22 protein-coding genes and 1 pseudogene are annotated in these 25,781 nt (G+C 60.1%); 15 read left to right on the top strand and 8 right to left on the bottom strand.

Annotation, left to right across the window (positions count from 1 at the left end):
• Positions 1-2 precede the first annotated feature (2 nt).
• The 4 genes from hmgA (at position 3) to JFT86_RS01650 (ending at position 4,758) form a co-directional block, all read left to right on the top strand.
• On the top strand, positions 3-1,307 hold the full coding sequence (gene hmgA, locus JFT86_RS01665) for a homogentisate 1,2-dioxygenase (RefSeq protein ID WP_201235223.1): 1,305 nt from the start codon (positions 3-5) through the stop codon (positions 1,305-1,307).
• 3 nt (positions 1,308-1,310) lie between these two features.
• The gene (gene fahA / locus JFT86_RS01660; protein WP_201235221.1) at positions 1,311-2,615 is read left to right on the top strand and encodes a fumarylacetoacetase; all 1,305 of its coding nucleotides are present in this window, start codon (positions 1,311-1,313) and stop codon (positions 2,613-2,615) included.
• Positions 2,616-2,627: 12 nt separating this feature from the next.
• Entirely contained in the window at positions 2,628-3,263 is a 636-nt protein-coding gene (maiA, locus tag JFT86_RS01655) for a maleylacetoacetate isomerase (RefSeq protein WP_201235219.1), read from the top strand.
• A 139-nt stretch (positions 3,264-3,402) separates the two neighbouring features.
• Entirely contained in the window at positions 3,403-4,758 is a 1,356-nt protein-coding gene (locus JFT86_RS01650; RefSeq protein ID WP_201235218.1) for an aromatic acid/H+ symport family MFS transporter, read from the top strand.
• Positions 4,759-4,847: 89 nt separating this feature from the next.
• On the opposite strand, the gene JFT86_RS01645 is transcribed toward JFT86_RS01650, so the two are convergent.
• Positions 4,848-5,651, bottom strand: coding sequence for a transglutaminase family protein (locus JFT86_RS01645; protein ID WP_201235216.1), 804 nt, complete (start codon positions 5,649-5,651; stop codon positions 4,848-4,850).
• Between the two features lie 185 nt (positions 5,652-5,836).
• On the opposite strand from JFT86_RS01645, the gene JFT86_RS01640 reads away from it, so the two are divergent.
• A complete protein-coding gene (locus JFT86_RS01640) occupies positions 5,837-6,856 on the top strand; it encodes a Glu/Leu/Phe/Val dehydrogenase (RefSeq protein ID WP_201235214.1) in 1,020 nt (339 codons plus the stop codon).
• Positions 6,857-7,031: 175 nt separating this feature from the next.
• Here JFT86_RS01640 and JFT86_RS01635 read toward each other — a convergent pair.
• Positions 7,032-7,271 (bottom strand): annotated as a pseudogene (locus tag JFT86_RS01635) (YebG family protein); the annotation flags it as partial.
• Between the two features lie 298 nt (positions 7,272-7,569).
• Between JFT86_RS01635 and JFT86_RS01630 the strand changes: the two are divergent.
• Complete coding sequence (locus JFT86_RS01630; RefSeq protein WP_201235210.1) at positions 7,570-8,070, top strand: phosphate-starvation-inducible PsiE family protein; 501 nt, start codon at positions 7,570-7,572, stop codon at positions 8,068-8,070.
• Here JFT86_RS01630 and JFT86_RS01625 read toward each other — a convergent pair.
• The 3 genes from JFT86_RS01625 to JFT86_RS01615 form a co-directional block, all read right to left on the bottom strand.
• Positions 8,067-8,384 (bottom strand): DUF3509 domain-containing protein, encoded by a 318-nt coding sequence (locus tag JFT86_RS01625; protein ID WP_201235202.1) that lies wholly within the window; start codon positions 8,382-8,384, stop codon positions 8,067-8,069. The genes JFT86_RS01630 and JFT86_RS01625 overlap by 4 nt on opposite strands.
• Before the next feature lie 310 nt (positions 8,385-8,694).
• Positions 8,695-9,996 (bottom strand): serine/threonine transporter, encoded by a 1,302-nt coding sequence (locus JFT86_RS01620; RefSeq protein ID WP_201235194.1) that lies wholly within the window; start codon positions 9,994-9,996, stop codon positions 8,695-8,697.
• A gap of 63 nt (positions 9,997-10,059) precedes the next feature.
• Positions 10,060-11,436, bottom strand: a complete 1,377-nt coding sequence (locus JFT86_RS01615; RefSeq protein WP_201235192.1) for an L-serine ammonia-lyase — start codon at positions 11,434-11,436, stop codon at positions 10,060-10,062.
• Positions 11,437-11,571: 135 nt separating this feature from the next.
• On the opposite strand from JFT86_RS01615, the gene JFT86_RS01610 reads away from it, so the two are divergent.
• The 3 genes from JFT86_RS01610 (at position 11,572) to JFT86_RS01600 (ending at position 14,999) form a co-directional block, all read left to right on the top strand.
• Positions 11,572-12,519 (top strand): LysR substrate-binding domain-containing protein, encoded by a 948-nt coding sequence (locus JFT86_RS01610; protein WP_201235183.1) that lies wholly within the window; start codon positions 11,572-11,574, stop codon positions 12,517-12,519.
• 200 nt (positions 12,520-12,719) lie between these two features.
• Positions 12,720-13,127, top strand: a complete 408-nt coding sequence (locus JFT86_RS01605) for an HPF/RaiA family ribosome-associated protein (protein ID WP_201235181.1) — start codon at positions 12,720-12,722, stop codon at positions 13,125-13,127.
• A 234-nt stretch (positions 13,128-13,361) separates the two neighbouring features.
• Entirely contained in the window at positions 13,362-14,999 is a 1,638-nt protein-coding gene (locus tag JFT86_RS01600; RefSeq protein ID WP_201235180.1) for an amidase, read from the top strand.
• A 109-nt stretch (positions 15,000-15,108) separates the two neighbouring features.
• On the opposite strand, the gene fecA is transcribed toward JFT86_RS01600, so the two are convergent.
• From fecA to JFT86_RS01585, 3 genes are all read right to left on the bottom strand, one after another.
• Positions 15,109-17,442, bottom strand: a complete 2,334-nt coding sequence (gene fecA / locus JFT86_RS01595) for a TonB-dependent Fe(3+) dicitrate receptor FecA (RefSeq protein ID WP_201235178.1) — start codon at positions 17,440-17,442, stop codon at positions 15,109-15,111.
• 206 nt (positions 17,443-17,648) lie between these two features.
• Positions 17,649-18,581, bottom strand: coding sequence for a FecR domain-containing protein (locus tag JFT86_RS01590; protein WP_201235176.1), 933 nt, complete (start codon positions 18,579-18,581; stop codon positions 17,649-17,651).
• On the bottom strand, positions 18,578-19,066 hold the full coding sequence (locus tag JFT86_RS01585; protein ID WP_201235174.1) for a sigma-70 family RNA polymerase sigma factor: 489 nt from the start codon (positions 19,064-19,066) through the stop codon (positions 18,578-18,580). Before JFT86_RS01585 ends, JFT86_RS01590 begins: the two co-directional genes overlap by 4 nt.
• A 189-nt stretch (positions 19,067-19,255) precedes the next feature.
• On the opposite strand from JFT86_RS01585, the gene JFT86_RS01580 reads away from it, so the two are divergent.
• From JFT86_RS01580 to JFT86_RS01555, 6 genes are all read left to right on the top strand, one after another.
• The gene (locus JFT86_RS01580; RefSeq protein ID WP_201235172.1) at positions 19,256-19,561 is read left to right on the top strand and encodes a DUF3649 domain-containing protein; all 306 of its coding nucleotides are present in this window, start codon (positions 19,256-19,258) and stop codon (positions 19,559-19,561) included.
• Positions 19,558-21,144 carry a PepSY-associated TM helix domain-containing protein gene (locus JFT86_RS01575; RefSeq protein WP_201235170.1) on the top strand — a complete coding sequence of 529 codons (1,587 nt, stop codon included), beginning with the start codon at positions 19,558-19,560 and terminating at the stop codon, positions 21,142-21,144. Before JFT86_RS01580 ends, JFT86_RS01575 begins: the two co-directional genes overlap by 4 nt.
• Positions 21,144-21,470, top strand: a complete 327-nt coding sequence (locus tag JFT86_RS01570) for a DUF3325 domain-containing protein (protein ID WP_201235168.1) — start codon at positions 21,144-21,146, stop codon at positions 21,468-21,470. Before JFT86_RS01575 ends, JFT86_RS01570 begins: the two co-directional genes overlap by 1 nt.
• A 1-nt stretch (position 21,471) precedes the next feature.
• Complete coding sequence (locus tag JFT86_RS01565; RefSeq protein WP_201235166.1) at positions 21,472-22,038, top strand: RNA polymerase sigma factor; 567 nt, start codon at positions 21,472-21,474, stop codon at positions 22,036-22,038.
• Positions 22,035-23,024, top strand: coding sequence for a FecR family protein (locus JFT86_RS01560; RefSeq protein ID WP_201235164.1), 990 nt, complete (start codon positions 22,035-22,037; stop codon positions 23,022-23,024). Before JFT86_RS01565 ends, JFT86_RS01560 begins: the two co-directional genes overlap by 4 nt.
• A 206-nt stretch (positions 23,025-23,230) precedes the next feature.
• Positions 23,231-25,660, top strand: coding sequence for a TonB-dependent receptor (locus JFT86_RS01555; RefSeq protein ID WP_201235162.1), 2,430 nt, complete (start codon positions 23,231-23,233; stop codon positions 25,658-25,660).
• Positions 25,661-25,781: the final 121 nt, after the last annotated feature.

Here is a 25,781-nt window from a genome sequence, read left to right as displayed (position 1 = left end):
CCATGAACCACGATTCAACCGCGTCGTCGCTGGCTTATCAGTCCGGTTTCGGCAACGAATTCAGCACGGAAGCGTTGCCTGGTGCGCTGCCTGTCGGCCAGAACTCCCCGCAAAAAGCCCCGTACGGCCTCTACACCGAATTGTTCTCCGGCACCGCGTTCACCATGACCCGCAGTGAAGCGCGGCGCACCTGGATGTACCGGATTCAGCCGTCGGCCAATCACCCGGCATTCGTCAAACTGGAGCGGCAACCGGCCGGTGGCCCGTTGGGTGAAGTGACCCCCAATCGCCTGCGCTGGAACGCGCTGGACATGCCGAGCGAGCCGACCGATTTCATCGACGGGCTGGTGAGCATGGCGGCCAACTCGGCGGCCGATAAGCCCGCCGGGATCAGCATCTACAACTACGCCGCCAACCGTTCGATGGAGCGCGTTTTCTTCAACGCCGACGGCGAAATGCTGCTGGTGCCGCAACTCGGGCGTTTGCGTATTGCCACTGAGCTGGGCGTGCTGGACGTCGCGCCGCTGGAAATCGCCGTGCTGCCACGCGGGCTGAAATTCCGTGTCGAATTGCTCGATCCGCAGGCTCGCGGTTACATCGCCGAGAACCACGGCGCGCCGCTGCGCCTGCCCGACCTGGGGCCAATCGGCAGCAATGGCCTGGCCAATCCGCGTGACTTCCTGACTCCGGTCGCCGCCTACGAAAACCTGCAACAGCCGACGACGCTGGTGCAGAAATTTCTCGGCCAGTTGTGGGGCACCGAACTCAATCACTCGCCGCTGAACGTGGTCGCCTGGCATGGCAATAACGTGCCGTACAAATACGACCTGCGCCGGTTCAACACCATCGGCACGGTCAGCTTCGATCACCCGGACCCGTCGATCTTCACGGTGCTGACTTCACCGACCAGTGTGCACGGGTTGGCCAACCTCGATTTCGTGATCTTCCCGCCACGCTGGATGGTCGCCGAGAACACCTTCCGTCCACCGTGGTTCCACCGCAACCTGATGAACGAATTCATGGGTCTGATCCAGGGTGAATACGACGCCAAGGCTGAAGGTTTCGTGCCCGGCGGCGCGTCTCTGCACAGCTGCATGAGCGCCCACGGCCCGGATGGCGAGACCTGCACCAAAGCGATCAACGCCGCGCTTGCACCGGCGAAGATCGACAACACCATGGCCTTCATGTTCGAGACCAGCCAAGTGCTGCGCCCAAGCCGCTTCGCCCTCGAATGTCCACAACTGCAACCCAATTACGACGCCTGCTGGGCCACGCTGCCCGCCACGTTCGACCCGACCCGGAGATAATCCATGACTCAGAATTCCATCACCCGCAGTTGGGTTGCCTCGGCCAACGGCCACACCGATTTCCCGTTGCAGAACCTGCCACTGGGCGTGTTCAGCATCACCGGTTCGGCGCCGCGTGCCGGTGTTGCCATCGGTGAGCACGTCTTCGATCTGCAAGTGGCGCTTGAGGCCGGGCTGTTCGATGGCGTCGCTCGCAGCGCGGTTGAAGCCATGCACGGCGGCCAGTTGAACGCTTTCTTCGAACTCGGCCGCGAAGCGCGGGTGGCCTTGCGCGAGCGTCTGCTGGAATTGTTCAGTGAAGGCAGTACCCATCGCGGCAACATCGAAGCTCAAGGCGCTAAATTGCTGCCGCTGGCTGGCGATTGCCTGATGCATCTGCCAGCGCGCATCAGCGATTACACCGACTTCTATGTCGGCATCGAACATGCGCAAAACGTCGGCAAACTGTTCCGCCCGGACAACCCGTTGCTGCCGAACTACAAACACGTACCGATCGGCTACCACGGCCGCGCCTCCACCGTGCGCGCGTCCGGCACCGACGTGCGTCGTCCGAAAGGCCAGACCTTGCCGGCGGGCGCGACAGAGCCGACTTTCGGCCCTTGCGCGCGTCTGGACTATGAGCTGGAACTGGGCATCTGGATCGGTCAGGGCAACGAGATGGGCGAGTCGGTTGCCATTGGTGATGCCGCCGAGCACATCGCCGGTTTCTGTCTGCTCAACGACTGGTCGGCCCGTGATATCCAGGCCTGGGAATACCAGCCACTGGGGCCGTTCCTGTCGAAGAGTTTTATCACCAGCGTTTCGCCGTGGGTCGTCACCGCCGAGGCGCTGGCGCCATTCCGCACCGCGCAACCAGCCCGTCCTGAAGGTGATCCGCAGCCGCTGCCGTATCTGTTCGACAAGCGCGATCAGCAGGGCGGCGCGTTCGACATCGAACTGGAAGTGCTGCTGCTCACCGAGCGCATGCGCGAGCAAAACCTGCCAGCCCATCGCCTGACCCTCAGCAACACCCGCTACATGTACTGGACCGTTGCACAAATGGTCGCGCACCACAGCGTCAACGGTTGCCAGTTGCAGGCCGGTGACCTGTTTGGTTCGGGCACGTTGTCCGGCCCTGAAAGCGGTCAATTCGGCAGCCTGCTGGAAATCACCGAGGGCGGCAAAAAGCCGATCGAACTGGCGTCCGGCGAAGTGCGCAAATTCCTTGAGGACGGTGACGAAATCATTCTGCGCGCCCGTTGCGCTCGCGACGGTTTTGCCTCCATCGGCTTCGGCGAGTGCCGCGGCATAGTATTGGCGGCACGCTGACAGGAGCGGCTCATGGACCTCTATACCTATTACCGTTCGACCTCGTCTTATCGGGTGCGGATCGCGCTGGCGCTCAAGGGCCTCGACTATCAGGCGTTGCCGGTCAATCTGATTGCGCCCGCCGGTGGCGAGCATCGGCAAGCGGCGTATCTGGCGATCAATCCGCAAGGCCGAGTGCCGGCCTTGCGCACGGATGAAGGCGAATTGCTGATCCAGTCGCCGGCGATCATCGAGTATCTGGAAGAGCGTTATCCACAGGTGCCGTTGTTGCCGCAGGACTTCGCCGCGCGCGCCCATGTGCGTGGCGTGGCGGCGGTGATCGGCTGCGATGTGCATCCGCTGCACAACGTCAGCGTGCTCAATCGCTTGCGTCAGTTGGGGCACGAAGAGCCGCAGGTGGTGGAGTGGATCAGTCACTGGATCGGCCAAGGCCTGGCCACGGTGGAGCAGTTGATCGGCGACAGTGGTTTCTGTTTCGGCGAGTGGCCGTGTGTGGCTGATGTCTACCTGATCCCGCAGTTGTATGCGGCCGAGCGGTTCAATGTTTCTCTGGAGGCTTACCCGCGAATCCGCCGGGTTGCTGCGCTGGCTGGCGAGCATCCAGCCTTCATCAAGGCTCATCCGGCCAATCAGCCCGATACACCGTAAACCTGTAGGAGTGAGCCTGCTCGCGATGAGGGTGTGTCAGACACTAATCAGACTGACCCATCGCTATCGCGAGCAGGCTCACTCCTACAAAGGATCACCGTCGTAAACATAATCATAAAAACAAAACAGGTACCCTGCGATGCACAACCAGATTGCCAGCTTCCGGGCGGCACTCGACGCCCGTCCCGTGTCCCGATATCAGTGGTTGCTCTTGATCCTGCTCGCCTTATTGCTGGTCACCGACGGTTACGACGCCCAGGTGCTCGGTTATGTGGTGCCAGCGTTGGCGCAGGATTGGGGCCTGGAGAAATCTGCGTTCGGCCCGGTGTTCAGCGCCAACCTGCTCGGTCTTACCCTCGGCTCCCTCGCTGTCACGCCGCTGGCAGACCGTTTCGGCGTGCGCCGGATTCTGCTGGCCTGCGTACTGATCTACGCCACCCTCACCGTGCTGATGGTGTTCGCCGACTCGCTGAATACGCTGATGCTCGCGCGCTTCATTTGCGGGATCGGCATGGGCGGTGCGATGCCCAGCGCCATGGCGTTGATGTCGGAATATTCACCACCGCGCCTGCGTACATTGATGGTGACGCTGGCCGCGTGCGGTTTCTCGTTTGGCGGCGCGGCGGGTGGGTTTGTCGCGGCCGGGTTCATCGACCAGTTCGGCTGGCAGGCAGTGTTTCTCGCCGGTGGCGTGACGCCGTTGCTGCTGTTTCCGTTTCTCTGGTGGATGCTTCCCGAGTCGCTACCGCGTCTGCTGCGTGACGCACCGCCGTATACGCGCCTGCGTAAAGTCACCGCGCAGATGCTGCCGGACTGGCAACCACCGGCCGCGTCCATCGAGCAAAACGAGCGCGAGCAGGGCAGCAAACTGACTGTGGTCGAGTTGTTCCGCAACGGTTACGCGCGGCCGACTCTGCTGATCTGGGCGACGTTTTTTGTCAGCCTGATTCTGCTGTATTTCATGATCAGTTGGCTGCCGTCGCTGCTGCTGGAAAGTGGCCTGAAACTCAACGAGGCCAATCTGGTGACGTCGATGTTCCTGTTCGCCGGTACGTTGGGCGCGATCTGCATGGCCTGGTTCGCCGATCGCTTGAAGCGCAAAGTGCGCCTGCTGTCCGGCGTACTGGCGGGCGCGGCGCTGTGCACGATTCTGCTCGGGCTCAATCACGACAATCCGCGTTATCTGGTGGCCTGCGTGTTTGCTGCTGGGTTCTGCATCATCGGCGGGCAGCTGACGCTGAATGCGTTCGCGAGTAATTTCTACCCCGCGCACGTTCGCGCGACCGGGACTGGCTGGGCGCTGGGTGTGGGGCGATTCGGTTCGATTCTCGGGCCGCTGTTTGGCAGTTTGCTGCTGGCGATGCACATTCCGGTCGAGCAGATTTTCTTCTTTTGCGCGATCCCGGCGGTGATTGCGGCGTTGCTGATCATTCAGGTGCGTTCGCCTCTGGATGTCACTGCGGTTACACCGGTTGGGGAATCTATAAAATCCTGAAGATCAAAAGATCGCAGCCTGCGGCAGCTCCTACATTGGGATTCGCGTGAAACCTGTAGGAGCTGCCGCAGGCTGCGATCTTTTTGCTGTTAATGGACGACAGAGTTGGGCGGGAGGTGGCCGAGGCGCTCGGTCAGGCGCAAGCGCTGGATTGGATCGTCGCTGAGCAACAGCGCATGCTCCAGATCGAAACGCTCGGCGTTCGGGCAGTCGAGTCGTTGATACAGACTGGCGCGGGCGAGGTAGTCGGCAACGCCGGCATTGCCCAGTTCGAGCACGCGCTCGGCGTCGATCAGCGCGGCGATGAAGTCATCGTGGGTCAGGTGCAGCTGACGCAAGTTGCGCGACAGGCGCTGAAGCATCTGCAGCGGCGTCGCCGTCAGCAAATGCTCGGCGTTGAGTTTCATGTTCGGCCCGTACTGGCGTTGCAACAATTCGCGACAGTCATTGGGATACAGGCGTCGACCACCGCAAGGGTCCAGCAAGTGATCGGCTCCGGGTACTCGCAGCAGGAAGTGTCCGGGGAAGTTGACTCCAACCAGTGGGATTTCCAAACCGCGCGCCAGTTCGAGGGCAATCAGCGCCAACGTCAATGGCTGACCGCGCTTGGTCTGCAACACTTTATGCAGCAGGGCTGCCTGCGGACGTAGCGGCAGAAAATCATCCTGGGCAAAACCCAGATCGGTCATGCGCCGTAATAACGGCTGCGCCAGATCGCTGACCGGCAGCATCGGCAAGCCGTAGCTGACCCGTTGTTGCAGCTCCTTGAACGCTTGCAGCAGGGCTTCGGGATCGAGGGCTATTTCGTGCTCGGCGGCCATCCACAGCGCGGCTTCGAACAGCGCGGGCGGCGAACGGTGTAGACACTCGAAAAAACGTTGGCGCGGACTCATCACAATCTCCGGGGAATGCCTCGTTTTAGCCCCGTCCGCGCCATTCGTCCAGTGCGTGGTTATGCGCGTCTTGGGTTATGCCGCAAAGCGCTTGTCAGCGGCTGCGCTTATTCCGGTGCGCTCCAGCAATTTTCAGGCGCAAGCCTATACTGGCGTTCTACAAGAAGTGATTCGGGAGCCCAACGATGTTTGCGCTCATGCAAAGCACTCGCCTGGAATCGCTGCACCTTAGCGTTGACCCGGTTACCGGGTTGAAGGCGGTCATTGCCATCCATAACAGTCGTCTCGGGCCTGCCCTGGGCGGATGTCGTTATCTTGCCTATCCCAATGATGAAACGGCGGTCGAAGACGCGATTCGCCTCGCTCAGGGCATGAGCTACAAAGCCGCACTGGCCGGCCTGCCGCAGGGCGGTGGCGTCGCGGTGATCGTGCGTCCGGTGCATGTGGAAAATCGCGGCGCGCTGTTCGAAGCCTTCGGCCGTTGCATCGATCAGCTCGATGGCCGTTACATCACCGCCATCGACAGCGGCACTTCGGTGGCGGACATGGATTGCATTGCCCAGCAAACCCAGCACGTCACCAGCACCACCTCGGCGGGGGATCCCGCGCCGCATGCGGCCATGGGCGTGTTCACCGGGATTCGTGCCACGGCGATGGCGCGGTTGGGCAGCGACAATCTGGAAGGCTTGCGCGTGGCGATCCAGGGCTTGGGTAATGTCGGTTACGCGCTGGCCGAGCAACTGCATGCAGCCGGGGCCGAACTGTTGGTCAGCGACATCGACCACGGCAAGGTGCAACTGGCGATGGAACAGCTCAATGCGCACCCGATCGCCAACGATGCGTTGCTCAGCACGCCGTGTGACATTCTCGCGCCGTGCGGTCTGGGTGGTGTTCTGAACAGCCATACCGTCACGCAACTGCGTTGCTCGGCGGTGGCCGGGTCGGCGAATAATCAGCTGACGCATCTGGATGTCGCCGATCAGCTGGAGCGGCGCGGCATTCTTTATGCGCCGGACTATGTGATCAATGCCGGGGGACTGATTTACGTCTCGCTGAAACATCGCGGCGAAGAGTTGGCCACGATAACCGCACACCTTTCGAAAATCAGTTCACGGCTGACCGAGGTATTTGCCCATGCGCAGGCGGAGAAGCGTTCGCCGGCGCGGGTGGCCGATGAGTTGGCGGAGCGGGTTTTATATCGTTGAAAGGGAAGGTCAAAAGATCGCAGCCTTCGGCAACTCCTGCAGGGCTGCGATCTTTCCGATTTGAACGGTGTTACTTGGCTGCTTTCGCCGCTTTTGCAGGTTTGACTGGCGCTTCAGCCGGTTCTGCCGCATCAGCAACGTCAGCCACAGCCACTACCTCTGCCGGCGCATTGATCAGCTCCGACAGCGCATCAGGCTGGCTCTTGAAAGCCTTGGCAAACACATCGCGATTCTTCGCCATGTAAATTCCGACTTCTTCAACCTGCTGCTCGTTCAGCGACGGCACGGCTTTTTGCAACACTTCGGACAGCATCTCGGCCAGTTCGAGCATTTTGTCATGACGGTCAGCTTCGGCTTTATCCATGAACAAGCGCTCCAGATCTCGGCTGCTGCGGTATACCACTTCGACGGCCATTCACCACCTCACATGCCTTCACATTTAGTTGTCTTTGCGACTACTGTATCTATATACAGCGAAAAGGATAAGCGAATCCCTGCGCTTTGGGTAGCGGCTTTTCAATGTAGACCGGATTTGAGGTTTGTCAGCCTCGCCGACGTTGGATGCACGCGGTGCGACCAAACGCCACGGCGCGGGTTTTGCGGCGGCTCGCCATGATGGCGTGGCCTCTTTTCTGCATGAAACTGTAAACGTGCAGAAAAACCGTCACGTCCACCACGCATCATCCGCTCTGATCGGGCTAAGGAACTTCATCGTGAAAATCAACTGGGCCGAGAAACTGCGGCAAAACGTGCATCAACTGGCCGAGTCCCTGGGCAACCTGTTCGTCGAGACCTTTCACTATCTGGCGCTGTTCGCCATCGGTGCGGTGACGGCGTGGGCGGCGGTGATGGAGTTTCTCGGGATGCTCGAGGAAGGCCACATCAAGATCGATGACATTCTGTTGCTGTTCATCTATCTGGAACTTGGCGCGATGGTCGGGATTTATTTCAAGACCAACCACATGCCGGTGCGTTTCCTGATCTACGTGGCGATCACCGCGCTGACGCGTTTGCTGATTTCCAACGTCTCGCACCACAATCCGCCGGACATGGGCATCATCTACCTGTGCGGCGGGATTCTGCTGCTGGCGTTGTCGATTCTGGTGGTGCGTTACGCCTCGTCGCAATTTCCTTCGGTGAAGATCGAACACCCGCAACGCAAGATCGGTACGGGGTCCGGTGAGCATCCCGAGGTCGAGAAGGGCGAACTTTAAAGCCCGGCCACTTGCCGTGGCTGGCCTTTGAGGTGAGGCGGTGGCGGGGTGAGCCCGTCGCCGCTGGTCATTGCTTCGAGAATCGCCATGGCGCTGTGGCCCTGCTCGATGGCGATGCCGAATTGAATGCTCTGCACTAGCAATTTCAAGCGTTTGGGGTCGTTGCGCTGTTCAGCGCTGATCATCCGCTTGGCGATGATCCGGCCGCTGTTGGACAGGGTCAGCATGATGCTGCCGTCCAGGCCTTGAATGCTCAGGTTGATCTGATAGTCCGGCGCAAAGGCATCGGTAATGATCTGAAAAGGATTGTCCATGATGCGTCACCGCCTGATTGAACGTGCAGTTGTTGACCGGCCGGGATCGGGTTGGTTCGCCAAACCGGATCATCGGCCATTCCGTGGTCTGTATCGTTGCTTCATTTAGGAGCTGCCGCAGGTTCGGGCCGCGTTCGGACGATCTTTTGATCTTCAGTGCCTTGATGCAGGTCAGCAAGATCAAAAGATCGCAGTCTGCGACAGCTCCTACAGGGGTATAGCAAGGGACATGCCGGGAAAATTGTCGAACAACAAAACCGGACAAAAACAAGGCGAGCCCATGGCTCGCCTTGTTCATTTACGGGCTGTTTCAGGGCACGACCGAGAAGATGATCGCTGACAGTGCAATCAGGCCGATCAGCACGACAAACACGTTGGAGACCTGGCCCGAATACTGGCGCAAGGCCGGCACGCGGCGGATGGCGTACATCGGCATCAGGAACAACAGGCAGGCAATCACTGGGCCGCCGAGGTTTTCGATCATGCCGAGGATGCTTGGGTTGAATGTCGCCACAGCCCAGCAACTGAGGATCATGAACAGCGCGGTGGCGCGATTGAGCCAGCTTGCCGACATCACGCGGCCGCGACTGCGCAGGCTTTTCACGATCATGCCCTGGAAGCCTTCGCTGGCGCCGATGTAGTGGCCGAGGAAGGATTTGGTGATCGCCACCAGCGCAATCAATGGCGCGGCGTAGGCGATGACCGGGGTCTGGAAGTGGTTGGCCAGGTACGACAGGATCGAAATGTTCTGCGCCTTGGCTGCCGCAAGGTCCCCCGGCGACAGCGCCAGTACGCAGCTGAAGCAGAAGAACATCACCGTCACCACCATCATGCCGTGGGCCATGGCGAGGATGCCGCTGCTCTTGCGCTCGGCCTGCGCGCCGTAGCGCTGCTTCTGGTCAACCGCGAACGCCGAGATGATCGGCGAATGGTTGAACGAGAACACCATCACCGGGATCGCCAGCCACAACGTTTTGAGGAACACCGACAGCGGCATCGCCTCTTGAGCACTGGCGAAGAACGCGCCGTTCCAGTTCGGGATCAGGCTGATGGCGAGCAACAGCAACGCCGCGACGAACGGATAAACCAGCACGCTCATGGCTTTGACGATGACGCTCTGACCGCAGCGCACGATGGCCATCAGACCCAGAATCAACGCCAGCGAAAGGATCGCCCGGGGTGGCGGGGCGATGTGCAACTGGTGTTCGAGGAAGCTGCTCAAGGTGTTGGTCAGCGCCACGCTGTACACCAGCAGAATCGGGAAGATCGCGAAGAAATACAGCAGCGTGATCAGTTTGCCGGCACCGATGCCGAAGTGTTCTTCGACCACTTCGGTGATATCCCCGGAACGCCCGGACAACACGAATCGGGTCAGGCCCCGGTGGGCAAAAAACGTCATCGGGAACGCCAGCACGGCGAGAATCAGCAGCGGCCAGAAACCACCGACGCCAGCATTGATCGGCAGGAACAAGGTGCCGGCACCGATGGCGGTGCCGTACAGGCCAAGCATCCATGTGGTGTCGAATTTGCTCCAGCCCTTGTGGGCGGTTTCTGTTTTGCCTGTGAGGTCTACAGCGGGATTTTCGGCAGCAGGTGTACGTACATCGGTCATCGGTATCGCCTCGTTATTATTTTTGCTCGGGCTCACGTGTTGCGGACGGTCAGGGAGTACTCCTCAGCACTCCACCCAGCTCACCGCCAGGCCGCCTCGTGAAGTCTCTTTGTATTTGTCGTGCATGTCGGCGCCGGTATCGCGCATGGTGCGGATCACCCGGTCGAGGGAAATGAAGTGGTTGCCGTCGCCGCGCAAGGCCATTTGCGTGGCGTTGATCGCCTTCACTGCGGCGATGGCGTTGCGCTCGATGCACGGCACCTGCACAAGTCCGCCGACCGGGTCGCAGGTCAGGCCGAGGTTATGTTCCAGACCGATTTCAGCGGCGTTTTCCAATTGCTCCGGGGTGGCGCCCAGCACTTCGGCCAGGCCCGCAGCGGCCATGGCGCACGCCGAACCGACCTCACCCTGGCAGCCGACTTCGGCGCCGGAGATCGAGGCATTTTTCTTACACAGAATGCCGACCGCCGCCGCGGCCATGAAGAAGGCGACGACGTCATCGTCAGACGCGTCCGGGTTGAATTTCATGTAGTAGTGCAGAACCGCCGGAATGATCCCGGCCGCGCCGTTGGTCGGTGCAGTGACCATGCGCCCGCCAGCGGCGTTTTCTTCGTTGACGGCGAGGGCGAACAGGTTGACCCATTCCATCGCCGACAGCGTCGAGCTGATGACATTCGGTTTGCCGATTTCCAGCAGGCTGCGGTGCAGTTTCGCCGCACGACGCGGCACATTCAGACCGCCGGGCAGAATGCCTTCGTGACGCAAACCCTGCTCAACGCATTCACGCATCACCGACCAGATGTGCAGCAAACCTTTACGGATTTCATCGTCGCTGCGCCAGGCCCGCTCGTTGGCCATCATCAGTTCGGATACGCGCAGATTGTGCCGCTTGCACAGCGACAGCAACTCGGCGGCGCTGGAGAAATCGTAGGGCAACGCCACGTCGCCGGCCGGGGATACGCCAGACTCGGCTTCCGCCGCTTCAATGATGAAACCGCCGCCGACCGAGTAGTACGTCTGCGTGAACAGCTCGGCCGATTCGCCGAAGGCTGTCAGCGACATGGCGTTGGGGTGGTAGGGCAGGCTTTCGTCGAGCAGCAGGAGATCGCGTTGCCAGTTGAAGGCAATTTCTCTTTGCCCGGCCAGAGAAAGCAGGCCGGTTTCGCGCAGTTGCTGGATGCGTGGATCGATGGTCGACGGATCGATGCTGTCGGGCCATTCGCCCATCAGCCCCATGACCGTGGCGCGGTCAGTGGCGTGGCCGACGCCGGTGGCCGACAGCGAACCATATAAACGGATTTCCACACGTTTCACGTCGAGCAGCAAATGCTGGTCGATCAACGCCTGGGCGAAGGTCGCGGCGGCGCGCATCGGGCCGACGGTGTGGGAGCTGGACGGACCGATGCCGACCTTGAATAAATCGAAAACACTGATAGCCATGCTAAAGCCTTACAAGCAATGGAGTAGGAATCGCCGCCATTTTTTGTAGGACAAGCGCAATGTCGGCGATACTGCCTACCTCGCTTCAACGTGACTAACGAAACTTCCTAAGTAAGCCTTTAGCAGGACTAAACGATGAGTCGTCAATTGCATGCCCAGACGTACGTCTGGCTGCAGGTGTTTTCCTGTGCCGCGCGGCACCTGTCGTTCACCCGTTGCGCCGAGGAACTGCACATCACCCCGGGGGCGGTCAGTCAGCAGATTCGCCAATTGGAGGAGCGCCTCGGCTTTCGCCTGTTTCATCGACGCGCACGCGGTGTGGAGTTGAGCGCGGAAGGCCAGCGATTGGCGATTACGGTCAATGAAGCGTACGGCAGCATTGATGCGGAATTGCGTCGGCTCGATGCCGGAATGATCAGCGGGATTCTGCGGTTGCGTTCGATTCCGTCGTTCCTCAGCAAGTGGCTGACACCGCGCCTGCCGCGCCTGCAACAGCGCTATCCGGACATCCAGTTGCGCCTGGTCGCCGAGGACAGCAGCGTGCCGTTGCACGAGGGCGACTTTGACTTGGCGATCGATCTCAACGACGGCAGCTATCCGGGGCTGTTATCCACAGCGTTGCTCGATGAGCAGATTTTTCCGGTGTGTGCGCCGAGCCTGTTGCGCGGACGGCCACCGCTGCACGGGCCGGCGGATCTGGGACATTTCCCGTTGCTGCACGACATTACCGCCTGGCGTGGCAGTTACGAATATGCGGAGTGGGAGTTCTATCTCAACGCCATCGGCTTCCAAGGTGCCGACGTACGGCGCGGGCATACCTTCAACCGCAATCACCTGACCATCGAAGCGGCGATTGCCGGCATGGGCGTAGCGATTGCGCGGCGGACGTTGCTCAACGATGAGCTGGAACGGGGCACGTTGATTGTGCCGTTCGGCCTGTCGGTGCCCAACCACAAACGCTACGTGTTGCTCTATGCGCCGGGCGCGTTGAGCCATCCGGGCGTGCGTGCGGTGCATGACTGGCTGGTCGAAGAGGCGGGGATTTTTCGCAGTTTGCACCCGTTGAATGACGGGCAATTGTGAGCAAATTTTGCAGGGTTGCGAGGCGACCCAACTCCCGACCTTACCAGTGCTTTGCGCGGATGTCCGGCTTTTTTTGCGAATGAATATTTATCTTTTTTCAGGGGTTGAAATGTTCTTCAGTCGGGCCGATTGTTGTAACCAAGAGGTCAGGAAATTCAATTCAAGGCCTCTCGCGAGCTAGCTGAAATAAGGGATGAACTATGCAAATCCAAGTCAATAGCGACAACCATGTTCAAGGCAGTAAACGACTGGAGGAGTGGGTACGCACCACCATTGAGAGCACGCTCGACCGTTATGAAGAAGACCTGACCCGTGTCGAAGTCCATCTGAGCGACGAGAACGGTGAAAAACCAGGTCCCCATGACATGCGCTGCCAACTGGAAGCGCGGCCAAAAGGCCATAAACCGATTTCCGTGACCCACAAGGCCGATTCGCTGGAACAGGCGATAGACGGTGCAGCCGAAAAACTCGAGCACGCACTGGAGCACCTGTTTGGCAAACTGCGGGGCAAACCACGCGCCGCGATCGTGCCATTCGAGCGAAAAGCGAGTGACCGACTGCTGGAGGAAGAATTTCTCGAGAATGAACAGGCAGCGATCAACAGTTGATACGCTGATAATTCAAGCCACCCAATAAAAACGGGCCTGCCAATGCAGGCCCTTTTTTTATTTGCGGTTTTTAATGTTAGTTAAAGTCAGCTTATAGGCTGGAGCCGAGAGTGAATCGTGTCTTTGTATTGAAACGCATACAGTGTTGTCTTTGATTTATCCTGCGGCGAGACGTTTTAAACAAGAGGGCTGAATATCTGAATTAATAAGTTGTACGGATCAAGGAAGGCTGTAATGGAATATGCTACTGGGAGCTCGCGCAGGCTTTTACTTGCGATGTTTGCCACATCGGTTCTTGGGATGTGCGCAAGTTATGCTCACGGCAACGAAGTCGATGTCAGGGAACTGACTATTTCTGAAATTAATAAAGACTTTGCACAAGGACGTTATACATCCGAGCAACTGACACGAGCCTTTCTGTCTCGTATTGATCAATACAATCCTTACTACAACGCCTTTACCGCGATGAACTCGAAAGCACTGGATGAAGCTCGCGATATTGATCGCAGGCGCCGTGCAGGAGAACAGCTAGAGCCAATGGCGGGCATTCCGGTAGTCGTGAAGGACACCATAGACATGGCCGGGTTTGCCTCTACGGCGGGCTACGCTCCTCTTTCATCAAAGGCTGGAGGTATGGACCTCATACCTGAGCGTGATGCTGCTGTCGTCCAGCGTCTGCGGGCGGCCGGCGCGATCATTTTGGGCAAGACCAACGTGCCGGTTTTTTCTGGAAATCCTGCCAACGCCAATGACAGTTGGGCCGGGGTGACTTACAACGCCCTCAATCGTTCCTGGTCGCCGGGTGGCTCGTCTGCTGGCACTGCGACGGCTGTCGCAGCCAACTTTGCCGTGGTGGGGCTGGCAGAGGAAACCGGCGGCTCCATTCAAAATCCCGCCGGTGCGCAGAGCCTGGTTGGTATCAAGCCCACATTTGGTCTCATCCCAAATTCCGGCGTCATTCCACAAGCGGGATCGACACGCGATGTGGTGGGACCGATCGCCCGCAATGTGCGGGATGCGGCAATGACGTTGGACGTCTTGGCGGGCTATACGCTGGACGATCCTAAAACCACGGCGTCGTTTGGCAACATCCCTCAACAAGGTTATTCATCAGGCTTGCAACCGGGAGCCCTCAAGGGCAAACGCATCGGCTTGTTTGGTGCGGGTTGGAGTGGGTCTTTCGCAACGTTGCCAAGGGCGACAAAACAGCAGTATTACAAGGCGGTAAAACAGCTTGAAGCACTGGGCGCTATTTTGGTCGACGACCCTTTCGCCGGTTCCGGGTTAGTTGAAATGGCACCGGCTGATGGTGACTATGACGCTCGCGGCTCCGATGCTCATGCCTATGATCTGGATCTTTACCTGAAGAACCTTGGGGACAGTGCGCAAGTTCATTCACTTGAGCAATTACAGGCCCGGATTGGCGTCAATCTGTTCGAGGCGCAAGGACCGCTTGAATACTATACGACCCAGTTACCGGTGCTCGCCGGCTCTTACAAGACACCGACGGTTGCGCCGGATCTTTCCGGGTTTGCCAATCTTCGCGAAAACTATCTGCGCATTTTCAATCGAGTCATGGATGAAAATAATCTGGACGCGATGGTGTTTCCGCAAATGCTCGAGCCCTTGGGTGATGTGTATGAAGGCTTCATGGACGCGACGACCGCCTCTGTGATCAATATTGCCGGGATTCCGGGCGTGGTTGTTCCCAGTGGCGTTTATCCACAGGGCCAACCGTTCTCGTTGATATTTGTCGGTCGCCTGTGGAGTGAGCGCGATCTGATTGCCTGTGCATACGACTACGAGCAACAGGTCAAAGGCCGATTGATTGCCGAGAATCTGCAATCGACACTTGGGCCAAGTCCAGAGTGAGAGAAGGGCAGTGATGGCAGGTCTGACTGGGCAGGCCTCTTCGCGAGCAAGCCCGCTCCCACAGGTTGGAAGGCATTCCAATGTGGGAGCGGGCAGTTGGCTGGCTGAATCAGAACGCTACCGAGGTTTGCACATAAACCGTGCGCGGCTCACCCACGTACTTGCCCTTGTTGTTGTCATCAAACGAGCGCGTGAAGTATTGCGTGTTGAAGATGTTCTTCACCCCCACCGCGACGTTCAGATCCGATAACTGCGGGCCGAAGTCATACCCGGCGCGGCTGCTGAACAGCATGTAGCCGGGGATCTTGCCGGTACTGCCGTCCGCGCTTTCCTTCGAGGTGTTGGCATTGTCGGCGAACTGGTCGCTCTGGAAGCTGCTGTCCAGATTCAGCTTCCATGGCCCTTCGGTGTAGCCGACGCCAAGGGTGCCTTTGTGCTTCGAAGAAAACGGCACGCGGTTGCCTTTGTTCGGCCCGTCTTCACGGATGGTCGCATCGACGTAGGCGTAAGAGGCGTAGACATCGAAACCGGCCAGCGCCGGGTTCAAATCATCGAGGGCGTAGTTGACGCTGGTTTCGATGCCTTGGTGACGGGTTTCGCCACGGGCGATCACCGAATCGTTGGTCTGGTTACTTTCGTACTGATTGTCAAAGTTGATCAGGAACGCGCCGATCTCTGCACGCAACGCGCCGTTGTCGTAGCGGGTACCGAGTTCCCAGGTGCGGGCCTTTTCCGGTTTCACTTCGCCGCTGCTCACTCGGTTGGGCATCTGGCTGTATTGCACGCTGCCGAACGAACCTTCGGTGTTGGCGTACAGATTCCAGCTGTCGGTCAGGTGATAAAGCACGTTCAGCGCCGGCAGCGCGGTGTTGTAGTCACCCTTGTATTTGACGTTGGTGAGGTTGTTGGTCTGCTGCGACTCGATCATCTCGTAGCGCACGCCCGGGGTGATCGTCCATTTGCCGATGTCGATGCGGTCGTCGACGAAGAACGCATTGGCTTCGGTGCCGCCACGTGTATCGCGGTCGTTGCGGCTATTGGTGGTCGGGTATTCATTGCTGGCGATCGGCGTGCGATAGCGCAACTCGTGGCCGGCCTCGTTGATATAGCGATAGCCGACGCCGACTTCATGGCTTGTCGGGCCGAGGTCGAAGCCTTGGGCGAAACGGGTTTCCAGTCCGCGAACCCAATATTCACGCGGCGACAGGGAGAGGAACGTGCCCTGATCCAGATAACCGCTGCGCAGGGTTTTGGTGAAGAAGGTGTTGGCGGTGAATTCGCGGCGATCTTCCTGATAGCGATAGCCGAAGTTGAACATCGTGCGCCGGCCCCAGAATTGATCTTTCGGGCGCGTGGACTGATACGGATCGGCATCGTAATCGGCAACGTTCAACCCGCCAGGCATGTCCGCCTTGCCTTCGTAATACTGGGCCATGGCGTTGAAGCTGTTGGCTTCGTCGAGCTGGTATTTGCCCTTGAGGATCAGGTCATCGATTTCGGTGTCGCTGTGTTCACGCCAGTCGCCGCCACGGGTACCGGAATACAGCAGCGCGCCACCCAGGCCGTTCTCGTTGGTGCCACCGGCGAGCAGATTGGCGCTGGTCTTGAAGCCGTCATGACTGGACGACGGACTGGTTTCCGTCTGGAAGCCGCCCTTGACGGTCGGCTCGTCGGGAATCGCCCGGGTCACGAAGTTGACCACGCCGCCGACGTTCTGCGGGCCGTAACGCACGGCGCCGCCGCCACGCACCACGTCCACGGCATCCATGTTGCCCATGCTGATCGGCGCGAAAGAAAGTTGCGGCTGACCGTAAGGTGCGAACGGCACCGGGATGCCGTCCATCAGAACAGTCGAGCGTGCCGCCAGGCGCGGGTTCAAACCACGAATGCCGAAATTCAGCGCCATGTCGTGGCTGCCGGTACCGTTGTTTTCCGGGGCGTTGACGCCGGGAATGCGGTTGAGCACATCACGCGCCTGGGTAGCGCCCTGGCGTTCGAATTCTTCACGACGGATCACATCGCGAGCGCCGGGGTGTTCGAAGACGTTGATTTGTTGCGCATCGCCGAGCCAGTCGCCGACGACTTTCGAGGTGTCCAGCTCCAGCGCGGTATCACCCGCCGGTTGCAGGCTGAAAGCATTGTTGCCCTCGGCGCGTGCTTGCAGACCGGTGCCCTCGAGCAATGCATCGAGACCTTGTTCAGTGGTGTAGTTGCCTTCCAGGCCACGGCTCTGTACGCCGCTGGTGACTTGCGAGCCGAACGAAATCAGCACCCCGGCTTCACGGCCAAACTGATTGAGGGCGTTTTCCAGCGACGACGGCGCGATGTGATACGCCTTGGCGTCGGCAGCCATTGCCGTGGGCAGGGCGCCGAAACTCAGGCTGGCACCGAGGACAAGGTTGCGCAGGGTGCGAGCCAGTGGCGTGAGGCGGGTGGGGTGCATGGTGGCGGATCCTGAGAAGATTGAATCAAGGGGGCTTTCCTTCTCTGTCACGCCAGATCTGAAAAACGGCTCATTTATTTTTGAAGATCAAAAGATCGCAGCCTTCGGCAGCTCCTACATTGGGTCGTGATGACCCTGCCGAAACGGTGATCACATGGGCATGACATTCACCTGGAGGAGCTGCCGAAGGCTGCGATCTTTTGCTGTTAAACCCGCGCTTCGACGGTTACCCAGTAACGGGTAAAGCGCTTCACTTTCACCGGCAAGCTGATTTCCAGCAGATCCAGAATCCGCTCGCTGTCGTCCAGTGGATAAGTCCCGGAGATCAGCAAGTCGGCCACCTTCTTGTCGCAATTGAGTTGGCCGCGACGATAGCGGCCCAGCTCATCGAGAAAGTCACCCAGACGCATATGCGCCGCGACCAGCATGCCCTCGGCCCAGGCGCCGCTGTTGGCGTCCAGCGGTTGAGTGTCGCTGACAGCCGTGGAGGTGAAACTCAGTTGACGGGCGGCCGGCAGCAGCAGCGGTGCGCGTCCGTTGGCTGTCAGTTCGGCCCGACCTTCGAACAAGGCGACCTGCGTGCGATCGGCAAACTGGCGCACGTTCAGGCGAGCGTCCCGGGTTCTTAGAGTGCCGTGTGCAGTCCGCACTTCGAACGATTGCGCCGCGGTCAGAAGAATCTCGCCTTCGAGCAAGCGGATCAGGCGCTGCGTGCCATCGACATCCACGGCACTGGCGGTATTGAGTTGCAACTGACTGCCTTCGCCCAACGCAATCTTGCGTCGTTGACCCATCGGGCTGCGGTAGTCGGCGAGCAGCGACGGCAGCGGATTGTGTTCGTGCATGCCCCAGGTAGCCGCCGAGCCGGCGCCGAGAATCAGCAGCAATTTCAGCGCCTGACGCCGACTGCCGGACTTCGGCGCATTCAATGCCGCGTGTGCCAGCGGCGAGGCCACACCGCGCAAGCGCTGGTTGACCCGCTGAATGTGTTCCCACGCCCGGCGATGTTCACTGTGCGCATCCAGCCATTGTTGCCAGGCCAATTGTTGGCGCGGCGACAGCGCGCCTTGCTGCATTTCCATCAGCCAGTGCACGGCTTGTTCAGCCACTTGCGCAGAAAAATCCGCGACGCGGTTCATAGGGCGAAATAGCAGCGCATCGCCGCTTTGTTCAGATGACGTTTGACTGTCGCGACGGAAATGCCCAGTTCGATGGCGATCTGCGGATAACTCAGGCCATCGACCTGCGCCAGCAAAAAGGCGCGTTTGACCAGGCGCGGTAAACCGTCGAGCAACTGATCGAGCTCCATCAGGGTTTGCAGGATGATCGCTTTGTCTTCTTCCGACGGCGCGAGCATTTCCGGCATCTGCGCGAGGGTGTCGAGGTAGGCGCGTTCGAGATCCTGACGGCGGTAGTGATTGAACAGAACACGCTTGGCGAGCGTGGTGAGAAAGGCGCGAGGTTCGATGATCACCGGCGGTTCGCGGGCGGTCAGCACTTTGATGAAGGTGTCCTGCGCCAGGTCCGCGGCGCTGTCCGGGCAGCCGAGTTTGCGCCGTAGCCAGCCGGTCAGCCAGCTGTGGTGGGCCTGATAAAGCGATTCGACGGGATGGGCGGACGGCAACGGTATGACTCCGGGCGCAACGATATGCGGAGAAAACATGCGTTAGAGAACAAGAATGGTTCGCATTGTAGGGCGCGAGCACGGTGTCCGGCAATCAGATGCTTTTGCGTATGAGAATATTTATCATTAATATTGCTCGCCTGTTGGTTCGGCTTATCGGCCGGACGATTTTCGTTTCAAGGTCGAAACATGAAAGCCAAACTCGCCACACTTCCCATGTCCTATCGTCTGGCTGTCACCTCACGGGTGTTGGCGGCGGTATTCGGCGGCTATCTGGTTGCCGCGCTGGCCAGTGTCACCCTGACGATGTGGCTGCCGTTGAACCGCGCCGAAGCCGTGGTGACCGGCATGACCGTTTCCTTCCTGGTTTATCTGGTCGCGGTGCTGTGGTGTTTTGCCTGCCGCACGGCGTGGTCGGCATGGGTCGGTTTGCTGGTGCCGAGTGTGATTCTGGCGACCATCTCCGGCGCGGCCCGTGGGTTGGGTTACGCATGAAAGAGGGTTTCCGCCAGGCCATGGCCTGGCTGCACACCTGGGTCGGACTGGTGTTCGGCTGGTTGCTGTTCGCGATTTTTCTGACCGGCACCCTGGCCTATTTCAATGACGAGACCAGTCACTGGATGCGCCCGGAAATTCCCGCGCGGACAATCAATAGCGAGGCGAGCCTTGCCCTGGCGCAGGATTATCTGCAGCAACATGCCGCCGGTGCTTCGCGTTGGCTGATTGACTTGCCCGATGCCCGCGACCCCGGCCTGACCGTGCGCTGGCAGTCAGCGCCGGCGAAACCCGGCGAGCGCGGCCGTTTTGAATCGAAGACGCTCGACGCGCAAACCGGTGCCGAAGTGCAGGGCCGCGAAAGCCTGGGCGGCGAGTTCTTCTACCGTTTCCACTTCCAGCTGCAAATGCCTTATCCGTGGGGTCGCTGGCTGGCGACGATCGCCGCGATGGTGATGTTCGTTGCGCTGATCACCGGGATCATCACCCACAAGAAAATCTTCAAGGACTTCTTCACCTTCCGCCCGCGCAAGGGCCAGCGTTCCTGGCTCGACGGGCATAACGCCGTGGGCGTGCTGGTGCTGCCGTTTCACTTGATGATCACCTACAGCAGCCTGGTCATCTTCATGTCGATGGTCATGCCGGCGAGCATTCTGGCGTCCTACGACGGGAATGTGCGGGCGTTCTACGATGAGGTTTTCCCGGCCTCGAAGACGCCGGAACGGGCCGGCATTTCTGCACCTTTGGCGCCGATGGCGCCGCTGTTGGCCAAGGCCAGTGAGCAGTGGTCGGGCGGCAACACCAAGCGGCTCTCTGTGAACAATCCGGGCGATGAAAATGCCTCGGTGGTTTTGTCCCGCGCCGGTGATCGTGTGGTCCACGATTTCGGCAGCGCGGTGACCTTCAATGGCGTCACCGGGCAGATGCTCGGCAGCACGCCGGATCAGCCTGTGGCGATGGCAGTGGGCGGCACTTTCTACGGTCTGCACATGGGCCATTTTGCCGGGCCGGTATTGCGCTGGCTGTATTTCATTTGTGGTCTGGCCGGCACGGCCATGATCGGCACCGGGCTGGTGATCTGGCTCGGCAAGCGTCAACTCAAACATGCCAAGACCGGTGTGATGCCGTTCGAACTGCGGCTGGTTGAAGTGCTGAATATTGCCAGCATGGCCGGACTGGTGTCGGCGGTGGCAGTGTTTTTCCTGGCCAATCGGTTGTTGCCGGTGGAGTTGGCGAGCCGCGCCGATTGGGAAGTGAATGCGTTCTTTATCGCTTGGGGTTTGAGCGTTGTGCATGCGCTGTTGCGTCCCGGCCGTAAAGCCTGGGTTGAACAGCTTGGGCTGGGGGCGTTGCTGTTTATCGCCGTGCCGCTGATCAATGCGCTGACCACTCCGTGGAATCTCGCCGTAACGCTTGCGCAAGGTGACTGGGTGCTGGCCGGATTCGATCTGACCTGTCTCGGATCAGGGCTGTTCCTGGCTTGGGCCGCATGGAAAATGCAGCGCGCCGCTAACGCCGTCGCCGTGAAAAAGCCACGTCGCGAAACGGCTCGGCCGGTCACGCTTGAGCAGGGAGCGAATTGATGCTGCTGGCCCTGTTGCTTTGCTACGCCGGGTTCACCGCACTGTGCCTGTCGATGCCTCGGCACCATGACGAGTTGCTCGGTCACAAATCCTCGGCGCGCCGCCGTCAGGGGTTGAAACTCATCGGGTGGTTATTGCTGGCCTTGTCATTGTCGGCGGCGGTGTCGAACAACGGCTGGAGTTTCGGACTGGTCGATTGGTTCGCGGTACTGATGCTCAGCGCATTGGCGCTGGTGTTGTTGCTGCCGTATCGCCCGCGTCTGGCGTTGGCATTGGCCGGGGTCAGCCTGCTGGCCAGTCCGGTCGCCGCATGGGCGCAGTGCTGAAGTGCTGATCGGTTTGCCGCCGGAGTCCCGCGATGATGAGCCGCGCGGGGCGCGTGCGCATTTTCTGCAGGTGTTCCTGTCCCAGCGTTCCCAGATGGAAGCGTTGGTGAACCGGCGCGTCGGCTGTCGGGCGACGGCGGCGGATCTGGTGCAGGATTTGTTCCTGCGCTTCTGGCGCCGACCGTTGGTGCAGGTTGAAGAACTCAGCACGTACCTGCTGCGCTGCGCCGGCAACATCGCCATCGATCATTTGCGCAGCGAAGGCGCACGGGTGCGCGTCAACGAAGGCTGGCAACCGGACGAGCCGCACAGTTGCGGCAGCGAACCGCAGGCAGCGCTGGAAGCCGGCAACGATCTGCGCCATGTCGAGGCGGCGCTGCGCGCCTTGCCCGAGCGCACCCGGCAGATCTTTTTGCTCAATCGCATCCACGGCCGCAAGTACGCCGACATCGCCAAAGCCATGGGCCTGTCCCAAAGCGCCGTGGAAAAACATATGATGCGCGCCCTCGAGGCCTGCAAGGCCAGCCTGCGCGAACCCGCGCCACGCACGCCAGGGAAAGCACCGTGAATCACACCGACCGTGGCAGCCCGACGCCCGCCCAGGAACAGGCGGCTTTTGCCTGGCTGAGCCTGTTGCATGACCGGCCCAGCGCTGGCGATCAACTCACTTTCAGCCAATGGCTGCGCGCCGATCCGGCTCACGCCGAGGCTTATGCACAGGCACAAGTGGTCTGGGAGTTGAGCGAAGGGCCGGCAAAAACGCTGGCCGATGAAGAGGCGCTGGCATTGCAGGGTTATCTCGCGGCGATGGATCGCCCGCGTCGTCCGCAGCTGTTGCGTTGGTCCGGTGCGCTGGCGATGGCGGCGTGTCTGCTGCTGATGGTCAGCCTCGGCACGGGCTGGCAGCCGCAGCGCTGGCTCGATGATCTGGGGGCCGATTATGTTTCCGCGCCCGGCGAAATCCGCACCGTGACCCTGGCCGATCAGTCGCAGGTAACGCTGGATGCCGACAGCGCCATCGCCGTGAATTTCAGCCATGGCGAGCGCCATGTACAACTGCGCCGCGGTGCCGGTTTTTTCACCGTGACTCACACCGGCGAGCCGTTTGTGGTCGAGGCCGAAAAGGGCCAGGCGCGGGTGCTCGGCACGCAATTTGAGGTGCGTCTGCAACCCCACGGTGCGCAGGTTACGGTGTTGTCCGGACGCGTCGGTGTGACCGCGGATCGCGACGCCGCGCAGCAGATTCTCACGGCTGGTCAGCAGGTCGCCTACGGTGCGGGCTCGGCGCAGCAACTGCACGCGGTAGACAGCGAGGCGCAATTGGCCTGGCGTCAGGGCTGGCTGACTTACTACAAGTCGACGCTGGCCGATGTGGTGGCGGACCTGCGGCGCTATTACCCGGGGCGTATTGTTTTGCTCAACGATGAACTGGCGGCGCGCAAGGTCAGCGGCAGTTTTCCGAGCAGGGATCCGCAGGCTGTTCTCAATTCGCTGCAAGGAGTGTTGGGGTTTGAGCAGCATCAGGTGCTGGGGCATCTGATTATTTTGCGCTGAGGCGGCTAAAGCCATCGCGAGCAGGCTCACTCCTGCATTTGGAATGCGTTCCCCTGTAGGAGTGAGCCTGCTCGCGATGGCGCCCGATTGAACGTCGCAAAAAATAATTTGCAAATGTGGGTGAGGTAAACCCGAGCCCCATCCGTGTAGTGACTGAAACTGCGAGTCATTCGCATCCGTTGCGGTTCTACACAGGTCATTGAGCAATGAAGTCCAGGGCAAAATCGGGTTCGGTCAAACAGTGGTTGGGCGTTCAAGCGTTGAGCTTTTCGGCATTGGCCTTGTTGCCAATGAGCGTGGCGCTCGCCGCTGAAACCGTCAGCAGTCAGGCGCAACAGCAATTCAACTTCTCCCTCGCTGCCAAACCGCTGCCCCAGGCCCTGAGCGACTTCAGCCGTGTCACCGGGCAGAGCGTGGTTTACACCGATGAAGCGCCGTACGGCCTCACCGCACCCGCCGTGAACGGGCAGATGAGCGCCGAGCAAGCGCTGCAACGCCTGCTTATCGGCTCCGGGCTGAACTTCCGCCGCACCGACAGCCACACCCTGGCGCTGGAGCCGCAACCCACTGCCGGTGCGCTGAACCTCGGCGCCACCACCATCACCTCGATGCGCGACGAGTCGATGAGTTATCAGCCGCCGGCAACCAGTTCGGTGATGCGCTCATCGGCCTCGCTTCAGGAGATCCCGCAGACCGTCAACGTCATCCCGGCGCAGGTTATCCGCGATCAGGCGCCGCGCAATCTTGACGATGCGCTGGCCAACGTCAGCGGCATCACCCAAGGCAACACTTTGGGCAGCACTCAGGATTCGGTGATGACGCGCGGTTTCGGCGACAACCGCAATGGCTCGATCATGCGCGACGGCATGCCGATCGTGCAGGGCCGTGGGATGAACGCCACGGTTGATCGCGTCGAAGTGCTCAAAGGCCCGGCGTCGCTGTTGTACGGAATTCAGGACCCGGGCGGTGTGGTCAATCTGGTCAGCAAGAAACCCGAGCTTGAGCAGTACAACGCATTGACCTTCACCGGCTCAACCTACGGCGACGGCAAGAACGGCAGCGGCGGCACCTTCGACAGCACGGGCGCGCTGGGTGATTCCGGGCTGGCCTATCGCATGGTGGTGGATCACGTCGACGAAGATTACTGGCGCAACTTCGGCACCCACCGGGAAACCTTGATCGCGCCATCGCTGGCCTGGTACGGCGAGCGCACCAAGCTGTTGTTCGCCTACGAACACCGGGAATTCCTCACGCCGTTCGACCGTGGCACGTTGATCGATCCGCGCACCAACCATCCGCTGGACATCTCGCGCAAAGAGCGTCTCGATGAGCCGTTCAACGACATGGAGGGGCGTTCGGACTTGTATCACTTCGAGGCCGACCACGAACTCAACGACGACTGGAAAGCCCACTTCGGCTACAGCTGGAACCGCGAAACCTACGACGCCAGCCAGGTCCGCGTGACCGCCATCGACACCAAAAAAGGCACGCTGACCCGCAGCATGGACGGCACGCAGGGAGCGATCAGCACCGACCGTTTCACCACTGCCAGCCTGGAAGGCAAGGTCAACGTGCTGGGCATGCAGCATGACCTGGTGTTCGGCGTCGACGACGAATACCGCAAGATCTACCGCGCTGACCTGATCCGGCAGAAAAGCCTGACCACCTTCAGCTACCTCAACCCGGTGTATGGCCGCGAAGTCGAAGGCACCACGGTCAGCCCGGCGGACAGTGCGCAAACCGATTTGCTGCGCAGCGATTCGGTGTTCCTGCAGGATTCGATTCACCTCAACGACCAATGGATTCTGGTCGCCGGCGGACGCTTCCAGGAGTACGACCAGTACGCCGGTAAAGGCGTGCCGTTCAAGGCCAACACCGACAGCAACGGGCAGAAATGGGTGCCACGCGCCGGCCTGGTGTATCGCTACACCGATGAACTGTCGTTTTACGGCAGCTACACCGAATCGTTCAAACCCAACTCGACCATCGCCCCGTTGAGCGGCAGCAGCACCGTGCTCGACGGCAGCATCGCACCGGAAGAAGCCAAATCCTGGGAGCTGGGGGCGCGGCTGGATATGCCGGGGCGCATCACCGGTAACGTCGCGCTGTTCGACATCAAGAAACGCAATGTACTGGTGGCCAATTCCGAAGGCCCGACGACCATTTACAGCGCGGCCGGTGAAGTGCGTTCGCGCGGTCTGGAAGTGGACTTGACCGGTCAACTGAGTGACCGCTGGAGCATGATCGGCAGTTATGCCTACACCGATGCCGAAGTCACCGAAGACCCGACTTACAAGGGCAAGCGCTTGCAGAACGTGGCGAAGAATTCCGGCTCATTGTCGGCGGTGTATGACTTCGGCAGCGTCATTGGCGGCGACCAATTGCGTGTCGGTGCCGGGGCGCGTTATGTCGGTGAGCGGGCGGGGAACGCGGTGAACGATTTCGATCTGCCGAGCTACACCGTCGCCGATGCCTTCGCGACTTACGACACCAAGGTGGAAGGACAGAAGGTCAAGTTTCAGCTCAACGTGAAGAACCTGTTTGACCGTACTTACTACACCTCGGCGGCGAGCCGGTTCTTTGTGTCGATGGGCGATTCGCGGCAGGTTTCGCTTTCCAGCACATTGGAGTTCTGAGCCGAAACCGCGTCATCGTTCATCGCTGGCAAGCCAGCTCCCACAGGTTTTTGGTCGAGCACAAATTTCTCCAACGGCCGAGGACTTTGTGGGAACTGGCTTGCCAGCGATGAGGCCCTGA

It is taken from the genome of Pseudomonas sp. TH06 (genome assembly GCF_016651305.1).
In the GTDB taxonomy this organism is placed as follows: Bacteria; Pseudomonadota; Gammaproteobacteria; order Pseudomonadales; family Pseudomonadaceae; genus Aquipseudomonas.
The sequence above is the reverse complement of the archived record's forward strand: the minus strand, read 5'-3'. Positions and strand labels throughout refer to the sequence as shown.